Genomic DNA, 16035 nt, shown 5'->3' with positions numbered 1-16035 from the left:
TATTTTCTGTAGAAATTTATTCAGACTTCATTACCCATGAATTTCCCAGGCAGTAGCAATTAATTCCATCCATCCATAAATCTCTCATCTTCATTGGAGAAGATACTTAAATGAAAGGCTCCCAACACCCCAAAAATAATTTGACTTTGAACTCATCCGGTAATGAGTCCATCCGTGATGTCATTACACGTATGAGCCGTCGTAAATTTCTGCTGACAGCTGCCGGTGCATCGGCGGTAACAATATTAGGTGAAGTTTCCATCAGTGGATTGTTACAAACAGTCCAAGCAGCACCCATTCCTCCCAGCAAGGGTTTTCAAGGTATCGGCTTTGAGAGCATACCACCAAACTTATACAATCCAACAACTAAGCTCCTAGAAAAGGATTTAGTTTCCGTTCCTGTAGGTTATAACGCCGAAGTTTTAGTTGCTTGGGGCGACCCAATTATGCCAGGTGCCCCCGATTGGCTACCCGATGCTTCCCAAGGTGCTGCCATCCAGGAAACCCAGTTTGGGATGCACGCAGATGGAATGCACTATTTCCCCCTCAAACAATGGGGTAAAGGTGAATCGGAACGAGGTGTTATTTGCGTCAACCATGAATATACCCATGAGGAAATCCTCCATAAAGATGGTTTGACCTTTGTCCCCGCAACTGCTAGTACACCCCAATTTGGTCTACCAGATTCTAAGGTTACCATTGAGAAAGTACGTAAGTCCCAAGCTGCCCACGGTGTATCCGTTGTAGAAATTTTCAAAAATAAACAGGGTAAGTGGAAAGTTAACCGTCGTTCTGCCTATGGTCGTAGAATCACAGCTAACACAGAAATGCGTATTTCTGGTCCTGCGGCTGGTGACACTTTACTTAAATCCAAGAAATTCTACATTACCCCAACAGGTTCTGTAGATAGTTTTGTCTTGAATGATGGTTTTACCGCCTATGGAACCCTCAACAACTGTGCGAATGGTTACACACCCTGGGGAACCTATCTTACCTGTGAGGAAAACTGGAATGGCTACTTTGCCACACCTACAGAGGTAGTCGTACCTCCTGGTTTGCAAACATCGGATATCACATCAGGGCAAAATCGTTACGGTATTCCAAAGAGCAGTAGCTATCGCTGGAATGAGGTAGATCCTCGTTTTAATGCCAGCACTAACCCCCTAGAACCCCATTTATTTGGTTGGGTAGTGGAAATTGACCCCTTTGCACCCCAAAGCAAACCCGTCAAACGTACTGCTCTCGGTCGATTCAAGCACGAAAGCGCCCAAGTAGTTGTGGATGATAAGAATCGGGTTGCCTTCTATATGGGGGATGATGAGCGTAACGAATATATTTATAAATTTGTTTGTACCAAGCCTCTAAACCCCAATAAACGCTCGGCTAACCGGGATTTACTGGATGATGGTATTCTCTACGTTGCCAAATTTAATGATGATGGCACAGGTAAATGGCTACCATTAGTCCACGGACAAAACGGTTTAACCTCGGAAAATGGCTTTAGAAGTCAAGCTGAAGTCCTGGTAAAAACTCGCCAAGCGGCAGATCTTCTCGGTGCAACTATGATGGATCGTCCTGAATGGACTGCTGTCAGACCTCGAATTCGTGGTTTCCAGGAAATTGAAGTTTATTGCACCTTGACAAATAATAACCGTCGGGGAAGTTCGCCAGTATCTTCTAATAAGCCTGATGGTAGCACCACCGCAGGTAGCGCTCGTCCTCCCGTGGATGCTGCGAACCCTCGTCCAAATAACCTTTACGGTCATATTATTCGTTGGCGCGAAGATGGACGTTCTGTGACAGCTACTACTTTTACCTGGGATATTTTTGTGGAAGCTGGTGATAAACTTGACCCCGACCCCAATCACAAGGGTAATATCAACGGTGATGACTTTGGCGCTGGTGATGGTTTGTGGTTCGATGATTTCGGTAGACTGTGGATTCAAACTGACCAAGCTGGAGATGGTTTAGGTGATTGGAAAAATATCGGTGGTAACGTGATGGTCTGTGCTGACCCCAACACCAAACAAATTCGCCGCTTCCTCACCAGTCCGACAAATTGTGAGGTAACGGGTATTACCAGCACACCTGATGGTAAAACACTATTTATTAATATCCAACATCCTGGCGAAGATTCAGTAGCATCAAATCCGACTCAGTATAGTAACTGGCCCCACAGCCAGGGATATGGTTTACCTGGTCGTCCCCGTTCTGCTACGGTCGTAATTACACGGAAGGATGGCGGTGTCATTGGTGGTAAGTAATTAGGGAATAAGTTCTTCTGGTATTTCCCTTCAGGAATTCCTAGTGAGAAATTGTGACTTGTGAATCAGGTATCTCTCTTACAAGCAAGATTCCTGTGATACAAATTGGCACAATTCATATAGTGGAGTAATTTACCCGTTCACTGATTCAGAGGACGGGTGTTTATTTGGGAAAAGTTATTTTTTCCTAACATATCAAATAGAACTATTCATCTGCGTGTCAAAATCAACTGTTGGTGTAATTCAAATCAAAGGATAATATTTTATGGGACTTTTTGACCAAATTATTGGTGCTGTCACCAACCCTAATCAGCAAGGTAATTTAGAGCAAATTGGTAATATTATCGGTACGGTACAGCAACTCAGCAATAATGCTGGCACAGATAATTCCACGATGCAGTCTGCTATTGGGATTGTGGGAAGTTATGTGCGTTCAGCGCTGCAAGAAAAACGGGATAACGGTGGGGATGAGGAAGTTGAGAACGTTGTGAATGAATTTGGCAATAATTCCCCTAGTAGTGATGCGGTAGATTCTCTATTTACACCAGAGATGCAGCAACAGGTAGCTCAAACAGTTTCGGAACGCACAGGTTTAGATACAGGAATGGTGCAACAATTCCTCCCGACCTTAGTACCGATGGTGTTAAATCTTTTAAAATCCGGTGCGAGTAACCAAGGTGGTAATTCTGTTTTGAGTTCCTTCCTAGATGCAGACGGTGATGGTGATGTTGATATTACCGATGCAATGCAAATGGCAAGTCGGTATATGGGACAGTAGGAAGGGAGAAGGGTAAAATAATTCGTAATTCGTAATGCTCCCTGCTCCCTGCTCCCTGCTCCCTGCTCCCTTCGGGAGAGCTACGCTAACGGGAGAGCTAATGCTAACGTAATTACGTTTTGTGAGGGGACTTAAACCCCCAAAGTTGGGTAAAAGTGGAAGGTGTTGTTTGTGAATTAAATTATCAACCCTTACTCATTGCCGATCGCCGATATAAACTTTGTCCATCATGAGAGCTTTTGCATCAAGACCTAGAGATTGTTGTCTGAGGTTGTAATGATGTATTTGAATTGCTCAAACAACTCCAGGTTTGATGATGGACAAGGTTTAGTTGTTGAGTAGATGGCATTTTTGGCAGGATGGAAGGAGGGAGATTTTCTGGGTACTTTTGTTTGTCTATCCTGAATGTTCCCTGGTTTTCCTTCCATCGCTCCTCACTTAGACAACATAGATATGGTAGATATCTTTAAAAATTGGGGATGGTTGTCCAATAGCGATCGCCACGGTGATGATTCCTCCCAACAAACTTCCTCAATGGGTACAGATTCTGTGGATGAGCAGTTGCTTGATGCTTATTCCCAAGCTGTGATCAATGTGGTAGAAAAGGTAAGTCCTAGCGTTGTCAATATTGATGTACAACGTAGAGTCAGGGGACGGAATCGCGGTTTTCCGACAGTGCAAGAAGTCCGGGGAAATGGTTCGGGGTTCATTTTTACCCCTGATGGTTATATCCTCACCAATAGTCATGTGGTGGAAAGTGCTTCCCAAATCCAAGTGACTTTATCCGATGGTCGCAGCTATGATGCAGAGATAATTGGTGATGACCCCGATACAGATTTAGCTGTGGTGAGAATTCATGCTCCGAATTTAATTGCAGCACCCCTAGGTGATTCTCAAAGTTTGCGAGTCGGACAATTAGCGATCGCCATCGGACATCCCTACGGTTTCCAAACCACCGTCACCACTGGTGTGATTAGCGCTTTAGGACGTTCCTTTAAGTCTCCCTCTGGTAAAGTAATTGAAAATATCATCCAAACCGATGCTGCACTCAATCCCGGTAATTCGGGAGGTCCCCTAGTAACTTCCCATGGTGAGGTTATAGGGATTAATACCGCAGTTTTTATGGCAGCGCAAGGTATCTGTTTTGCTATCCCAATTAATTCTGCCAAAAATGTCATTCCTAGTCTGATGCGTCATGGTAAAGTCCGTCGAGGTTATATCGGTATCGGTGGACAAAATGCTCGCATCTCTCGTCGGATTGCTTTATACCATGAGCTATCTACGGATACTGGTGTATTTGTAATGTTCGTTGAGCCAAATAGCCCCGCAGACAAGGCAGGATTACTGGAAGGAGATGTGATTGTTGGTTTTAACCGTCAACCACTGGGTAGTATTGATGACTTACATAGCCATTTGACACCGGAAAATATTGGTGTGCGATCGCAATTAACAATCCTGCGGCGCGATCGTAAACTGAATCTGACAATTATTCCGGTGGGGAATGGGTGATGGGTAATGGGTAATGGGTAATGGGTGATACCATTTCACGAAAATAGTGAAACAGATACAAACCCTGAAAGTCTTACTAGATAAGACTTTCTTAATTACGAATTACGTTAGCGTTAGCTCTCCCGCAGGGAGCATTACGAATTACGAATTGGTATGACAGGGAAACACCTTACCCGTCCCTTTTCTCCTCAAATGAAGACAGTATTTATTGACAACTAAAAACTATGATTAAAATTCTTCTACAAACGACAATTCCTACCACGGATGATGATTGGAGTATCTCCCGATTTTCCTTGCTACGAGGATGTTTAGACTCTGCGACAGATGCAGCAGGGAATAAATTATTTCAGGTGACAGTGCGCGATCGTCAAGTCGATGCAACTGGTGATGATGTAATTTTAGGCAACCTGGAGCAATCAGATTTTGATGAGTTGTGGTTATTTGCTCTCGATGTTGGTGAGGGGTTAACCGATAAAGATCGCGCAGGAATCAACGCTTTTCGACGCAGAGGTGGAGGTATTCTTGCTACCCGTGATCATCAAGATATGGGTTGCTCTATGTGTGGATTAATTGATATCGGTGAAATTCACTATTTCAATAGTATGAATCGTGACCCCGACGAGTCCCGTCATTGTCCAGATGACCCCTATACGAGCTATATTTCCTACCCTAATTATCATTCTGGTGCGAATGGAGACTATCAAAAAATTATTGTCACCGAACCTATTCATGAGTTATTTAAAAGTCCCCAGTCGTCCTCCGGAGTGATTGAATATTTTCCTGCTCATCCCCATGAAGGTGGTATCGGTGTCAACGGAAATCATCAAAATTCACGGGTATTAGCTTTAGGAGAAAGTCTAGTTACAGGTAGAGATTTTAATTTAGTAGTAGCAGTGGAATCCTATCAAAATCAGGCTGGTGAACAACTAGGAAGAGTCCTTGCCCATTCCAGTTTTCATCATTTTGTTGATTACAATTGGGATGCTTCCTATGGTTGTCCCAGCTTTGTGGATGAAGCACCAGGAAATACTATGCAACAAGAGCCACGGGCTTTAGAAGACATTCAAACTTATGTCAAAAATGCTGCTTTGTGGTTAGCAAAAGCCATCTAATGAGCATTTATTTTCTAATTTCACAATAAGTTAAGTAGGTGTAAATAATTATTATTGGTTTGTAGTTGCGCTACTCTGTGAAAATCTATTTCACATCTATAGTTTATGGGCTATTCTGACACAATAGCTTGAAAGCGTAACTACGAACCAAATAGAGGAATTTTATTTTAAGTTACATAGTTTACTTTTATCTTGCAAAATCATACATATTAGACATAAGAATGCAATATAAAATGTTACTGTCGCATCGTAAGAGGTTAAATATAAACGTGAGTTCTACGCTTCGAGCCAGTGATTTATAATCCTCGCGAGGACAGTTTTTATCGATTTATCGAAGTATCCCAGCTCATCGAACTCAGTTAAATATAACTTAGTGATATGGTAAATTTCTCTACAGTAAACTGTGCATAACGTGTCTACACAAAAAACGGTATCAACTATAATTTTGATTACTTTTATCAAAAATTGCAAATAATTTATTAATTATTAATTAAATACTTGGTATATTTTACCAATACTCAATTTTATTTTTATCATCAATCCTGCTATCTCTTACCGATAACTGCTTCCTCTTATATTACTAATTACTCAGTATATATAGACGTTACTGCTTTTGTATTCCTCTCCGCTTAAATTAATTAAACTACTGTAGAAGCGTATACAGTACTTATTAATGGTGTTGCACAATCATGGAATAAAGACTGAGAATGCTGATATTATTATCGGCTTTAACAGTTTCTGGCAAGGTACCGTGTCATCCTCAAATAAGACGGAATTTATCAGAATGATTCGCTAGTAGTTAGTAAATTGTGATTTTGTCAATCCTAGCTACCATTTTCTCGCGTCAAATATCAATCAAAGACAAATACTTTTCTATTTATCTCCCCAGTCTAGAGAGATATGTTGAGCGAACCCATCGAAAAAATATTGGCAACACCAAGAAATATGAATTACTGCTTAAACCCCAACTGTGCAAAACCGGAAAATACACCCGAAGATAACTTTTGTGTCACCTGTGGAACTCCCTTACTCCTCAAAGATAGATATCGCACAATTGAATATTTGCGTGAAGATGGTTTTGGTAGAACTATCTTAGCAGTTGACGAGAATCAAGTTAGCGCTCCCCAATTTATTATCAAACAATATTATCCTTTAGTTGAAGGAGTAAATCGTCAAGAGGAAGCAATCGAATTATTTGATAGAGAAGCTAAAAGATTAAATAAACTGGGTAAACATCGGCAAATTCCCGGATTAATTGATTATTTTAGTGAAGGCGATCGCCATTATTTAATTCAAGAGTTTATCGATGGGCAATCTCTCAGGGAAGTCATTGCTAAAGAGGGATTTTTTCGCGAGCAACAAATTCGGGAACTACTACAAAGTATTCTGCCAATTCTCATCTATATTCATTCCCAGGGTTTTATCCATCGCAATATTAACCCAGATAATATTATTCGTCGTCCCGATGGCAAATATATTTTAGTGGGATTTGGGATTAATAGAATTAGTACCTTACCAACTCTTTTGAAAGCTGGTAATAGTATTGGGAATCCTGAATATATTGCTCCGGAACAATATCGCGGACAAGCTGTATTTACCAGTGATTTATACAGTTTGGGTGTCACTTGTTTACATTTATTAACTGGTATTTCTCCCTTCCAGTTATTTAGAGTTTTTCAAAATAAATGGGTGTGGCGTTCTTATTTAGTCAACAATCCTATTAGCGAAAGCTTAGGTGAGATTATCGAGAAATTAGCCGCGAATTCCATTAGCGATCGCCACGATTCAGCAACTCAAGCTTTACAAGATTTACGAGCAGACAGAGTTAATAGTACTGCTATTTACTTAGCAGATGCATCTGTACCCAATATTAAGCTGGATACTCCCGAAGGAGTAGGGTTAGTTCTGAAAAGACGCTATCGCACCACCAAACTTATCAGTAAAGGAGCGTTTAGCAAAACATTTTTGGCAGTTGATGAAAGTCAAGCACAGCTATCGCAATGTGTAATTCAAGAATACTGTCACGAAGCACAAGATACAGAGGAAAAAGATAAGGGAATTGCCTTCCTCGCAAGAGCGACAAAATCCTTAGAAAAACTCACCCAACATGAGCAAATTGCCAAAATTACTGATTATTTCCGTCAAGGTGATTATTATTATGTTGTGCGAGAGTTTGTTCCTGGTGAGAGTTTAGCCCAAATTCTCAAAACTGAAGGTATCTGTAGTGAAGTTAGAATCACTGGTTTGCTCCATAGTGTTTTACCAGTTATTAACTATGTCCATTCCCAAGGGATAATCCATCATCAAATCAATCCCGAAAATATTATTCGTCGTCATGATGGTAAATTCATTCTGGTTGGTTTTAGCGTTACCAAGGAAAGTGCTTTACCCACAGCGTTAAAAACAGGACAAAGCTTGGGGAATGCTGAATATATTGCCCCAGAACAATACAAAGGACAAGCAGAATTTGCCAGCGATTTATACAGTTTAGGTGTCACTTGTCTCTATCTATTAACGGGAGTATCCCCCTTCCAACTATTTAAAGCATCTGCACAAACTTGGAAGTGGCGTTATTATTTAGCAAGTAATCCCCTCAGCAGTAAACTAGAACTAATTCTGAATAGATTAGTTGCTATTAAAACTAATGAACGCTATTACTTTGCACATCAAGTAATTCAAGATTTAAGCTCACAAATTGCTCCTGTTCATGCGGTTGTTGAGTCTCCTTCACCCATTGCCACTCCAGTGATTGTCACTCCACCAATTGTGACTCCAGCAGCAGTAATTAGTAGTAGTCGCATCAGAGATAAATACAAAACTCTGCAACTAGTTGGTGAAGATAATATTGGCAAAACTTGGTTAACTGTCGATGAAAGTCAAGCAGATAAACCACAATATATTCTCCAAGAATATTATCTAACAACACAAGGCAGCCAAACCGCAGAAAAAACTGTAAAATTCTTTACCAAGGAAGCGAGCAGATTAGAAAAACTTGGACAACATCCACAAATTCCCAGATTAATTGAGCATTTTAGTGATGGCGATCGCTATTACTTAGTACAAGAAATCATTGAGGGCAAAACCCTTGGTGATATTGTCTCTAGTGAAGGCATTTTTACTGAAGTCAAAATTCGAGAATTATTACAAAATATCCTCCCTGTTCTCGAATATATTCACTCTCAGGGTGTGATTCATCGTAACATCAACCCAGATAATATTATTCGTCTGGCAGATGGGAAATTTGTCTTAGCTGGTTTTGTTACTAGTAGAATTCGTGAACTTTTGACTGGAGATAGTGTCAGCAATCCTCAATACATTGCCCCCGAACAACATCGAGAACAAGCATTATTTACTAGTGACTTATACAGCTTAGGAGTTACTTGTCTCTATTTGTTAACGAAAATTTCTCCTTTCCAATTGTTCAAAGTCTCTCGGAATCAATGGGAATGGCGTTCCTATTTAATCAATAATCCCGTCACTGAAGAATTAGGCAAAATACTGGAAAAATTGGTTGAGCCAAATATTCCCAATCGTTACGTTTCTGTACCCCAGGTAATACAAGATTTAAGCGCTATCAGCTCTACTCTTCCAGTAATTCCCATAACTGCACCTGTTGCGAAAGCGGAACCTATCATAACACCTGCTCCTGTTGCAAAAACAGAACCTGTTGTAACTCCAGCACCTTCTCCTGTTGTAACTCCAGCACCTGCTCCTGTTGCAAAAACAGAACCTGTTGTAACTCCAGCACCTTCTCCTGTTATAACTCCAGCACCCACACCTGTTGTAAAAACAGAACCTGTTATAACTCCAGCACCTTCTCCTGTTGTAACTCCAGCACCTGCTCCTGTTGCGAAAACAGAACCTGTCATAACTCCAGCACCTGCTCCTGTTGCGAAAACAGAACCTGTCATAACTCCAGCACCTGCACCTGTTGTAAAAGCTGAACCTGTTGTAACCCCTGCTCCTGCACCTGTTGCAATACCAGCACCCGCTCCTACTGCTGTTGTAACACCTACTCCTGCACCAGTTGTAAAAGCAGAACCTGTAGCTGAAATTACTCAAGCTCAAGTAATTACTACACCCAAACCAGTTACAGAAACAGCGAAACCAGCACCTGTTCCCGTCACCGAAATTACTCAACAGCAACCCATCGCGCCAAAAGTTGCTAGTGCTAATTCCTCCAAGAAAAAAGCAGAATATCGAGAATTACGCACATTTACCGGACATAAAGATGCTGTATTTGCTGTAGCGTTTAGTCCTGATGGTAAGCTAATTGCGAGCTGTAGTGGTTACTGGGATCAAAGTATTAGACTTTGGGATGTAGAAACAGGGAAAGAAATACATAAATTTATCGGACATTCCGATGGTATTCGTTGCCTTGCATTTAGTCCCGATGGTAAAACTCTAGTAAGTGGTAGCAGTTCTCTAGACAAAAGTATTAAATTTTGGGATGTCAGTACAGGCATCTTAAAAAATACCATCAAAGGACATTCTGACTTAGTTTATTCCCTAGCTTTTACTCCCTACGGTATGACTTTAGCTAGTGCGAGTCAAGACAAAACCGTGAGACTTTGGGATTTGAAAACCGCCAAGGAAATTAGAGTAATTCGAGAGCATACAAATTGGGTACGCTCTGTGGCATTTAGCTCGAACGGAGAGATTCTCGCCAGCGCTGGGGATGATAGAATTATCCGCCTGTGGAATATGTTTTCTGGTGAATTAATTGGAGTCTTGAAAGGACATTCTAGCGGTATTGCTTCAGTCAAATTTAGTCCAAATGGTGAGTATTTAGCTAGTGCAGGTAATGGCAAGACTATCAAGCTTTGGGATGTACATCGTCTTCAGTTTATTCGTAATATGAATGGACATGCTGGAGCAATTTTCTCCTTAGCTTTCAGTAATGATAGTAGCATTATTGCTAGTGCCAGCGATGACAAAACTGTGAGAATTTGGGATGTGGAAACAGGTACAGAAATTGAAAGCCTAAAAGCCCATTCCTCTGCTGTCAATTCTGTGAGATTTAGTCCCAATGGTAAATTACTCGCTACTTGTAGCTGGGATAATACTGTGAAAATATGGGCTTGTGATTAGTTAAAGATAGCAAGATAAACATCAACTAATCGAGACTATTTAACTCTATAAGATAGCGGGACTTTATCAGTTGCCGCTATTTTTATGGCAAATTTCAACCTATATTCTGTATCTTGTACTGTCACAATCGGCTATCATTTAAATCTCCTTTATCAGATAGATATGCAGATAGTTTCTCGAATGCAAGCGGTACAGTCACCGATAATTCCAGTTATTGGTGAGTTGATTCACAATCATCCTGGTACGATTTCCCTAGGACAAGGTGTTGTTGCTTACAATCCACCGAGGGAAGCTGTAGAAATGTTGCCGCAGTTTCTCTTAGAATCTCATAATAATTTATACAAAGCTGTAGAAGGTATTCCGCCTTTAATCAATGCGATCGCCAACAAATTACAAACTTTTAATGGTATCGAAATTACGCCAAATCAGCCTATTGTGGTGACTGCTGGGAGTAATATGGCATTTATGAATGCAATTCTGGCAATTACCTCTCCTGGGGATGAAATAATTCTCAATACTCCCTACTATTTCAACCATGAGATGGCGATTACGATGGCAGGATGTCGCCCAGTACTAGTATCCACTGATACTAATTATCAACTCCAACCAGAGGCGATCGCCCAAGCAATTACCCCGAAAACTCGCGCAGTTGTCACCATTTCCCCTAATAACCCCACTGGTGCAGTTTACCCCAGGGAAACTTTAGAGACGGTTAACCGCATTTGTGGCGATCGCGGTATCTACCATATCAGTGATGAAGCCTACGAATATTTTACCTATGACGGTATTACTCATACGTCTCCCGGTGCTTTTCCTGGTAGCAGTGAACACACGATATCCCTATATAGTCTGTCGAAAGCTTACGGATTTGCTAGTTGGCGTATTGGCTACATGGTAATTCCCGCAAATCTCCTGGTAGCAGTTAAAAAAGTTCAGGATACGATTTTGATTTGCCCCCCGGTAATCTCCCAGTATGCAGCATTAGGGGCAATGCAAGCAAAACCAGAGTATCTTCAGGAAAATATTCAGGCGATCGCCCAAGTGCGAGAATTAGTACTTGACTCCCTTAGGGAACTTCATGATATCTGTACAATTAATCTAGCACCTGGTGCTTTTTATTTCTTTCTGAAAATTCACACTTCCCTAGATGCTTTCACATTAACGAAACGTCTCATCCAAGAACATTTGGTTGCGGTAATTCCCGGTACAACTTTTGGGATGGAAGGTGGGTGTTATGTACGAATTGCCTATGGTGCATTACAACCAGAAACCGCTCAACAAGGAATTAATCGATTAATCTCTGGATTGAAGAAAATAGTTAATTAAAATTGCTAATAATCTAGGAAATTACTAGTATTCCCCCAGTTTACATCTCCTACCTATGATACACAATCAAATTATTGAAATTACCACTCAGCCGGGAATTAACATTCATAATATCACCTCACAGATTAAATCATTAATTGCGACTACATCTATTCAGAATGGTCATATATTAATATTTTCCCGTCACACAACCACTGCCTTAGCTATTAACGAAAACGAAGAAAGATTATTAGAAGATATTAAAGTATTTCTGAGAAAACTAGCTCCAGAATCCGATAGATATTTACATAATGATTTGCATCTTCGCCCTAATATACCCCCCGACGAGCCAATTAACGCCCATTCTCACCTCATGGCAATGATGCTATCTACCAGCGAAGTCATACCCATCGTAGACGGCAAATTAGCTCTAGGAACCTATCAATCTGTATTATTTTTTGAACTTGATGGAGCGAGAAAACGCAGCATTTTTTGTCAAATTTCTGGAGAATAGATTTAGGACAAGACTATTTTTAGTCGCGATTATAGCAAACTAGGAAAAAGAATGTCACCTATCAATTGGTAGAGACTAGAGACTTGCCTTCGGAACCTCCCTGAACATTTATCATTGAATGTTAAGCAATATTACAATTATTTCAAAAATATTTAAAAATCCTCTGAAAAGCAAACAATGACCTAATGTAGAACCAAGGGAGATACCAGAGGCAAATTATATGATTAATAACATTCAAAAGTATCGTTTTGTCTGCACTCTGACCTTTGGCGATGTCTATGGTCAAATCATAGTTTGGTTAATCACTATTACTGTGAGTTTAGCCGCAGCACTTGCTTTAATGGGTGCAAGAAGACCTGTATATGCATTAGTTACAGTTGGTTTAGTAATTTTGTTATCTTTACCTTTTTTACTGTTTGCCTTCGTTACCACCTTGTTAAATCACATTGAATTAATGCCTTTAGAACCAGGTGCAAAAATGGAACCCATTCCTGGTAATGTGTCTCAGCAAAAACCAGTAGAAGCTACCAGTTAAATTTGTAAAATTTTGCTAGTTTAAATTCAAAATAGGATTAATAGAGTTGAGGAAAATGAGTTATTTATCCTCAATTTTTTTATGAGAATATAATTTGCTGTCATAAAAGACGACGATGTATGGAATTACTTTTGCTGATTGTATAACGTTCCTGCTGAGCGCTTGCCAGTAACTTTTGTATCCACACCAGAAACCTTGATTCATTCCACTGCAACTGTTTTGTTGTGCTGCCACAACTGCTCCTAATACACCTCGTCATGACTACCAATATCTACAAGCACAGCTTTTTCGTCTTCCGTAAAGTAAAACAATACCCTTTCATCATAATCGACGCTAAAGCTCCAAAATTCCTTGAGCTTGCCCGATAGTTTGTGCGTTTTCAAGCTTGGATCAAATGGATCCACAGTGAACTGTTCCAACTTTTGCCAAAACCTTGCCTCTAAATCTACATTGCCTTTGATATGTTTCTTGAATGCACGTTTGAATGACGAACTGAAACTGACTTCCACCATCACTCCTCTATCGATTGTTTCAATTCGTTGATATTGGAGGTAAACTTAAGTTTACCTTCCTGCTGCTCAATTTGTGCTGTCTTGAAGTTGGCATATATCTCGTCACGGCGCTCCTCCCGAAGGTATTGTTGCAATAACAGTTGAATTTCACGTTTTTCATCTGTAGAAAGATTTTTGACGACCTCAACCACATCATTAAAAGTCATCGGTTTCAAAACCTCATCGTGATTATCCACTCAATCTAACATGCTGCTCGGTTCTTGAGGTTACAAGCTATACCCAGTTTGACTTTGGGCTGTTTCCAAAATTGCGATCGCGCTAGCGGAATGTAGTTCTATCGCACTAGCGGAATGTAGTTCTATCGCCCACTTATACATATAAACGATTAGCAGTTTTTGCAGGTAGAATTTTTGGCAGAGAAGATAAGCTAAAACAGAAAGAAGATTGAACCGTCGGCTGTACTAATTAATTAGTCTGGAACCCAGCATCTGGGCGATCGCCCTCGCTACAGAATCTACTCCAATAAGCATCTAGGGCTTTTTGAGCAGCTAATCCATCCCCCTCTTCGTATGCTACTTGAAACCGAAGAAACTGACAAACTGCCCTTGACTGATCTACTGTCAGTAACCCAAATCGGGATAACTGATACTCTTTCAAATCCTTATACTGAGATTTTTTGTCTTCGTAGAGGATGCAGCTATAAACTGCTGAATCAACAGCCATTGAATTGGTTGTGTAAAACTTGAGTGAATAGAGCATATAGGCAGGAAGATAGTATCGCCATCCTTTGGCATCGAGAAAGCTGAAAGCATCGTATAATTTCTCAATCCACTCAACGGGTACATCCTGCCACCGAATATCCGTATCAATTTTCCGCGCAGCAACACGTTCCTCTTCACCCCCCCAATCATCAATCACTCGTGCTTCATGGAGAGAAACACCATCCTCACGGCTAACACCCTCAAACGCTTTTGTAATTTGTTGAATTACTGCCAGTCTAGCTATTTCTGCTGGAACATCAAGGGGTTGCCAGTTTGCTATTCGACGATCCTGTGCAGTGGGAGGACGCACTCGATTACTCCATTGGCGATCGCAGGCACCAAATTCCAGAAAATTACGCTGCGATACACGCAAACCATACCGTTCTCCAGTATCTTCCCAAAAGCAGATGGGGCAGACTAGATAAGTTCCTGGAGGCTGTTGTTCTAAAGTCATGTAGCCACAACAAGGACAGGGATATAGCCTGGAAGAATCACTAAAGTTACTCACTTACCTAACAATAAAAATAGAATTCAATATATGGGATAGGTTCATTTGCGTGGAGGTTTGCGATCGCGCTAGCGGAATGTAGTTCTATCGCGCTAGCGGAATGTAGTTCTATCGCGCTAGCGGAATGTAGTTCTATTGCCAAATCATATAAACGATTACTCATTCTTTACATCGCCGGACGACGGATAAAACGACCAATCCCTGAAGCTATACGAATTTCCATCTGAGTTAAGGAAATTTTTCTGGGAGAATAGAGAGGAATCGGTGTTTGCGCATTATTCCAATAGAGTTTGTCTGTAACCGTGGGAGCATCTGCTTGCAACCCTCGAAGTAATATTTTTTTGCGCCAGGGTTTAATAGCTGGTGATATGGCATGGGACATCGTATCACCTCCTGGAATAAAGTCCATTCCTTCAGGACCAATAGTACTAATAGGACAGTCTGTCACCATTAGTGTCATGTTCATGATGCTTTGGTCTCCAAAGATGTAAGGGTAATTGTAGACACATTTATGACTATATAAATCATCGAAATCAATGTATCCAGATTCTGTGGCAATATCTGTGAGTTTTTGCCAGATAGAGAGAATGTATTGATATTTCTTAGGAACGCCAATAAAACCTGCATTGTAGTGATGTTCTAATGGGCGATCGCAGACAAAATTATGACTTTCAACAAATTTTCTCCATGCCATTCGAGTAGGGTGATTGTTGGGCATGGAATACCAAGAGTCACCACACAAAGCAACGCCACAATTTACCCAATGCTCATAATATTGCCAGTCTCTTTTATTGACAATATCTGGGTCAAAGTAGAAAAGTGCTTCCACCTCCGGACAGTAATTTTCCATTAACTGCCACATAAAGTCAGGTTTGTAATAGCCGAAATGCTTGTGTGTCTCTAATTTAACAAAGCGAATGGCGCATCCCTCAGCTACTTTGTATTCTTGATAACCTTCGCTGAGGGTCAGGGGTTGTGCCCAAAATGGTAAATTTCCTCGGTATCCTGCCCAAACAATTCCACGAAAACCGTGGACATACAAGGAATTGACTAAAGCGCCTACACCGTAGTGGTAGTCTTTTTCAAACAAAGTACAGATTGCTGTGAGCATAACAAATATCTCTGAATTTAAGTTCGATTGTACTT

General features: G+C 40.7%; 13 protein-coding genes. 8 read left to right on the top strand and 5 right to left on the bottom strand.

All coding sequences use genetic code 11. The annotated features are described in order from the left end of the window. The first annotated feature begins 110 nt into the window (after window positions 1-110). The 8 genes from IJ00_RS20920 (at window position 111) to IJ00_RS20885 (ending at window position 13108) form a co-directional block, all read left to right on the top strand. A complete protein-coding gene (locus IJ00_RS20920) occupies window positions 111-2264 on the top strand; it encodes a PhoX family phosphatase (RefSeq protein WP_035156305.1) in 2154 nt (717 codons plus the stop codon). A gap of 265 nt (window positions 2265-2529) precedes the next feature. Beyond that, window positions 2530-3042 carry a DUF937 domain-containing protein gene (locus tag IJ00_RS20915; protein ID WP_035156303.1) on the top strand — a complete coding sequence of 171 codons (513 nt, stop codon included), beginning with the start codon at window positions 2530-2532 and terminating at the stop codon, window positions 3040-3042. Window positions 3043-3504: 462 nt separating this feature from the next. Then, a complete protein-coding gene (locus IJ00_RS20910) occupies window positions 3505-4551 on the top strand; it encodes a S1C family serine protease (protein ID WP_035159420.1) in 1047 nt (348 codons plus the stop codon). Window positions 4552-4775: 224 nt separating this feature from the next. After that, entirely contained in the window at window positions 4776-5663 is an 888-nt protein-coding gene (locus IJ00_RS20905; RefSeq protein WP_035156301.1) for a hypothetical protein, read from the top strand. 900 nt (window positions 5664-6563) lie between these two features. Continuing rightward, entirely contained in the window at window positions 6564-10754 is a 4191-nt protein-coding gene (locus IJ00_RS27240) for a serine/threonine-protein kinase (protein ID WP_052754507.1), read from the top strand. 162 nt (window positions 10755-10916) lie between these two features. Beyond that, complete coding sequence (locus IJ00_RS20895; protein ID WP_035156299.1) at window positions 10917-12080, top strand: pyridoxal phosphate-dependent aminotransferase; 1164 nt, start codon at window positions 10917-10919, stop codon at window positions 12078-12080. 55 nt (window positions 12081-12135) lie between these two features. Then, window positions 12136-12573, top strand: coding sequence for a secondary thiamine-phosphate synthase enzyme YjbQ (locus IJ00_RS20890; protein WP_035156297.1), 438 nt, complete (start codon window positions 12136-12138; stop codon window positions 12571-12573). 220 nt (window positions 12574-12793) lie between these two features. Then, window positions 12794-13108, top strand: coding sequence for a hypothetical protein (locus IJ00_RS20885; RefSeq protein WP_035156295.1), 315 nt, complete (start codon window positions 12794-12796; stop codon window positions 13106-13108). A gap of 242 nt (window positions 13109-13350) precedes the next feature. Here IJ00_RS20885 and IJ00_RS20880 read toward each other — a convergent pair whose 3' ends face one another. The 5 genes from IJ00_RS20880 to IJ00_RS20860 all read right to left on the bottom strand — a co-directional run bounded on the left by IJ00_RS20880 (window position 13351) and on the right by IJ00_RS20860 (window position 16000). Next, the gene (locus tag IJ00_RS20880) at window positions 13351-13620 is read right to left on the bottom strand and encodes a type II toxin-antitoxin system YafQ family toxin (RefSeq protein ID WP_201782644.1); all 270 of its coding nucleotides are present in this window, start codon (window positions 13618-13620) and stop codon (window positions 13351-13353) included. Then, entirely contained in the window at window positions 13620-13826 is a 207-nt protein-coding gene (locus IJ00_RS20875; RefSeq protein WP_035159416.1) for a hypothetical protein, read from the bottom strand. Before IJ00_RS20875 ends, IJ00_RS20880 begins: the two co-directional genes overlap by 1 nt. Before the next feature lie 259 nt (window positions 13827-14085). After that, the gene (locus IJ00_RS27235) at window positions 14086-14889 is read right to left on the bottom strand and encodes a DUF6714 family protein (RefSeq protein ID WP_256388823.1); all 804 of its coding nucleotides are present in this window, start codon (window positions 14887-14889) and stop codon (window positions 14086-14088) included. 4 nt (window positions 14890-14893) lie between these two features. After that, window positions 14894-15052, bottom strand: a complete 159-nt coding sequence (locus tag IJ00_RS29220; protein ID WP_168163513.1) for a hypothetical protein — start codon at window positions 15050-15052, stop codon at window positions 14894-14896. A gap of 3 nt (window positions 15053-15055) precedes the next feature. After that, complete coding sequence (locus tag IJ00_RS20860; protein ID WP_035156292.1) at window positions 15056-16000, bottom strand: hypothetical protein; 945 nt, start codon at window positions 15998-16000, stop codon at window positions 15056-15058. Between the last annotated feature and the right edge of the window lie 35 nt (window positions 16001-16035).

Origin of the sequence: Calothrix sp. 336/3 (assembly GCF_000734895.2) — a bacterium.
GTDB lineage: Bacteria > Cyanobacteriota > Cyanobacteriia > Cyanobacteriales > Nostocaceae > 336-3.
Note: the sequence above shows the minus strand (reverse complement) of the source record. Positions and strands in the feature narration are given on the sequence as shown.

Excerpts from the sequence above, each read along its gene's own strand:
- IJ00_RS20890 (WP_035156297.1), top strand. The coding sequence starts at position 12,136 with ATGATACACAATCAAATTATTGAAATTACCACTCAGCCGGGAATTAAC.
- IJ00_RS20860 (WP_035156292.1), bottom strand. The coding sequence starts at position 16,000 with ATGCTCACAGCAATCTGTACTTTGTTTGAAAAAGACTACCACTACGGT.
- IJ00_RS27240 (WP_052754507.1), top strand. The coding sequence starts at position 6,564 with ATGTTGAGCGAACCCATCGAAAAAATATTGGCAACACCAAGAAATATG.
- IJ00_RS20895 (WP_035156299.1), top strand. The coding sequence starts at position 10,917 with ATGCAGATAGTTTCTCGAATGCAAGCGGTACAGTCACCGATAATTCCA.
- IJ00_RS20885 (WP_035156295.1), top strand. The coding sequence starts at position 12,794 with ATGATTAATAACATTCAAAAGTATCGTTTTGTCTGCACTCTGACCTTT.
- IJ00_RS20915 (WP_035156303.1), top strand. The coding sequence starts at position 2,530 with ATGGGACTTTTTGACCAAATTATTGGTGCTGTCACCAACCCTAATCAG.
- IJ00_RS29220 (WP_168163513.1), bottom strand. The coding sequence starts at position 15,052 with ATGAGTAATCGTTTATATGATTTGGCAATAGAACTACATTCCGCTAGC.
- IJ00_RS20875 (WP_035159416.1), bottom strand. The coding sequence starts at position 13,826 with ATGACTTTTAATGATGTGGTTGAGGTCGTCAAAAATCTTTCTACAGAT.
- IJ00_RS20920 (WP_035156305.1), top strand. The coding sequence starts at position 111 with ATGAAAGGCTCCCAACACCCCAAAAATAATTTGACTTTGAACTCATCC.
- IJ00_RS20905 (WP_035156301.1), top strand. The coding sequence starts at position 4,776 with ATGATTAAAATTCTTCTACAAACGACAATTCCTACCACGGATGATGAT.
- IJ00_RS20880 (WP_201782644.1), bottom strand. The coding sequence starts at position 13,620 with ATGGTGGAAGTCAGTTTCAGTTCGTCATTCAAACGTGCATTCAAGAAA.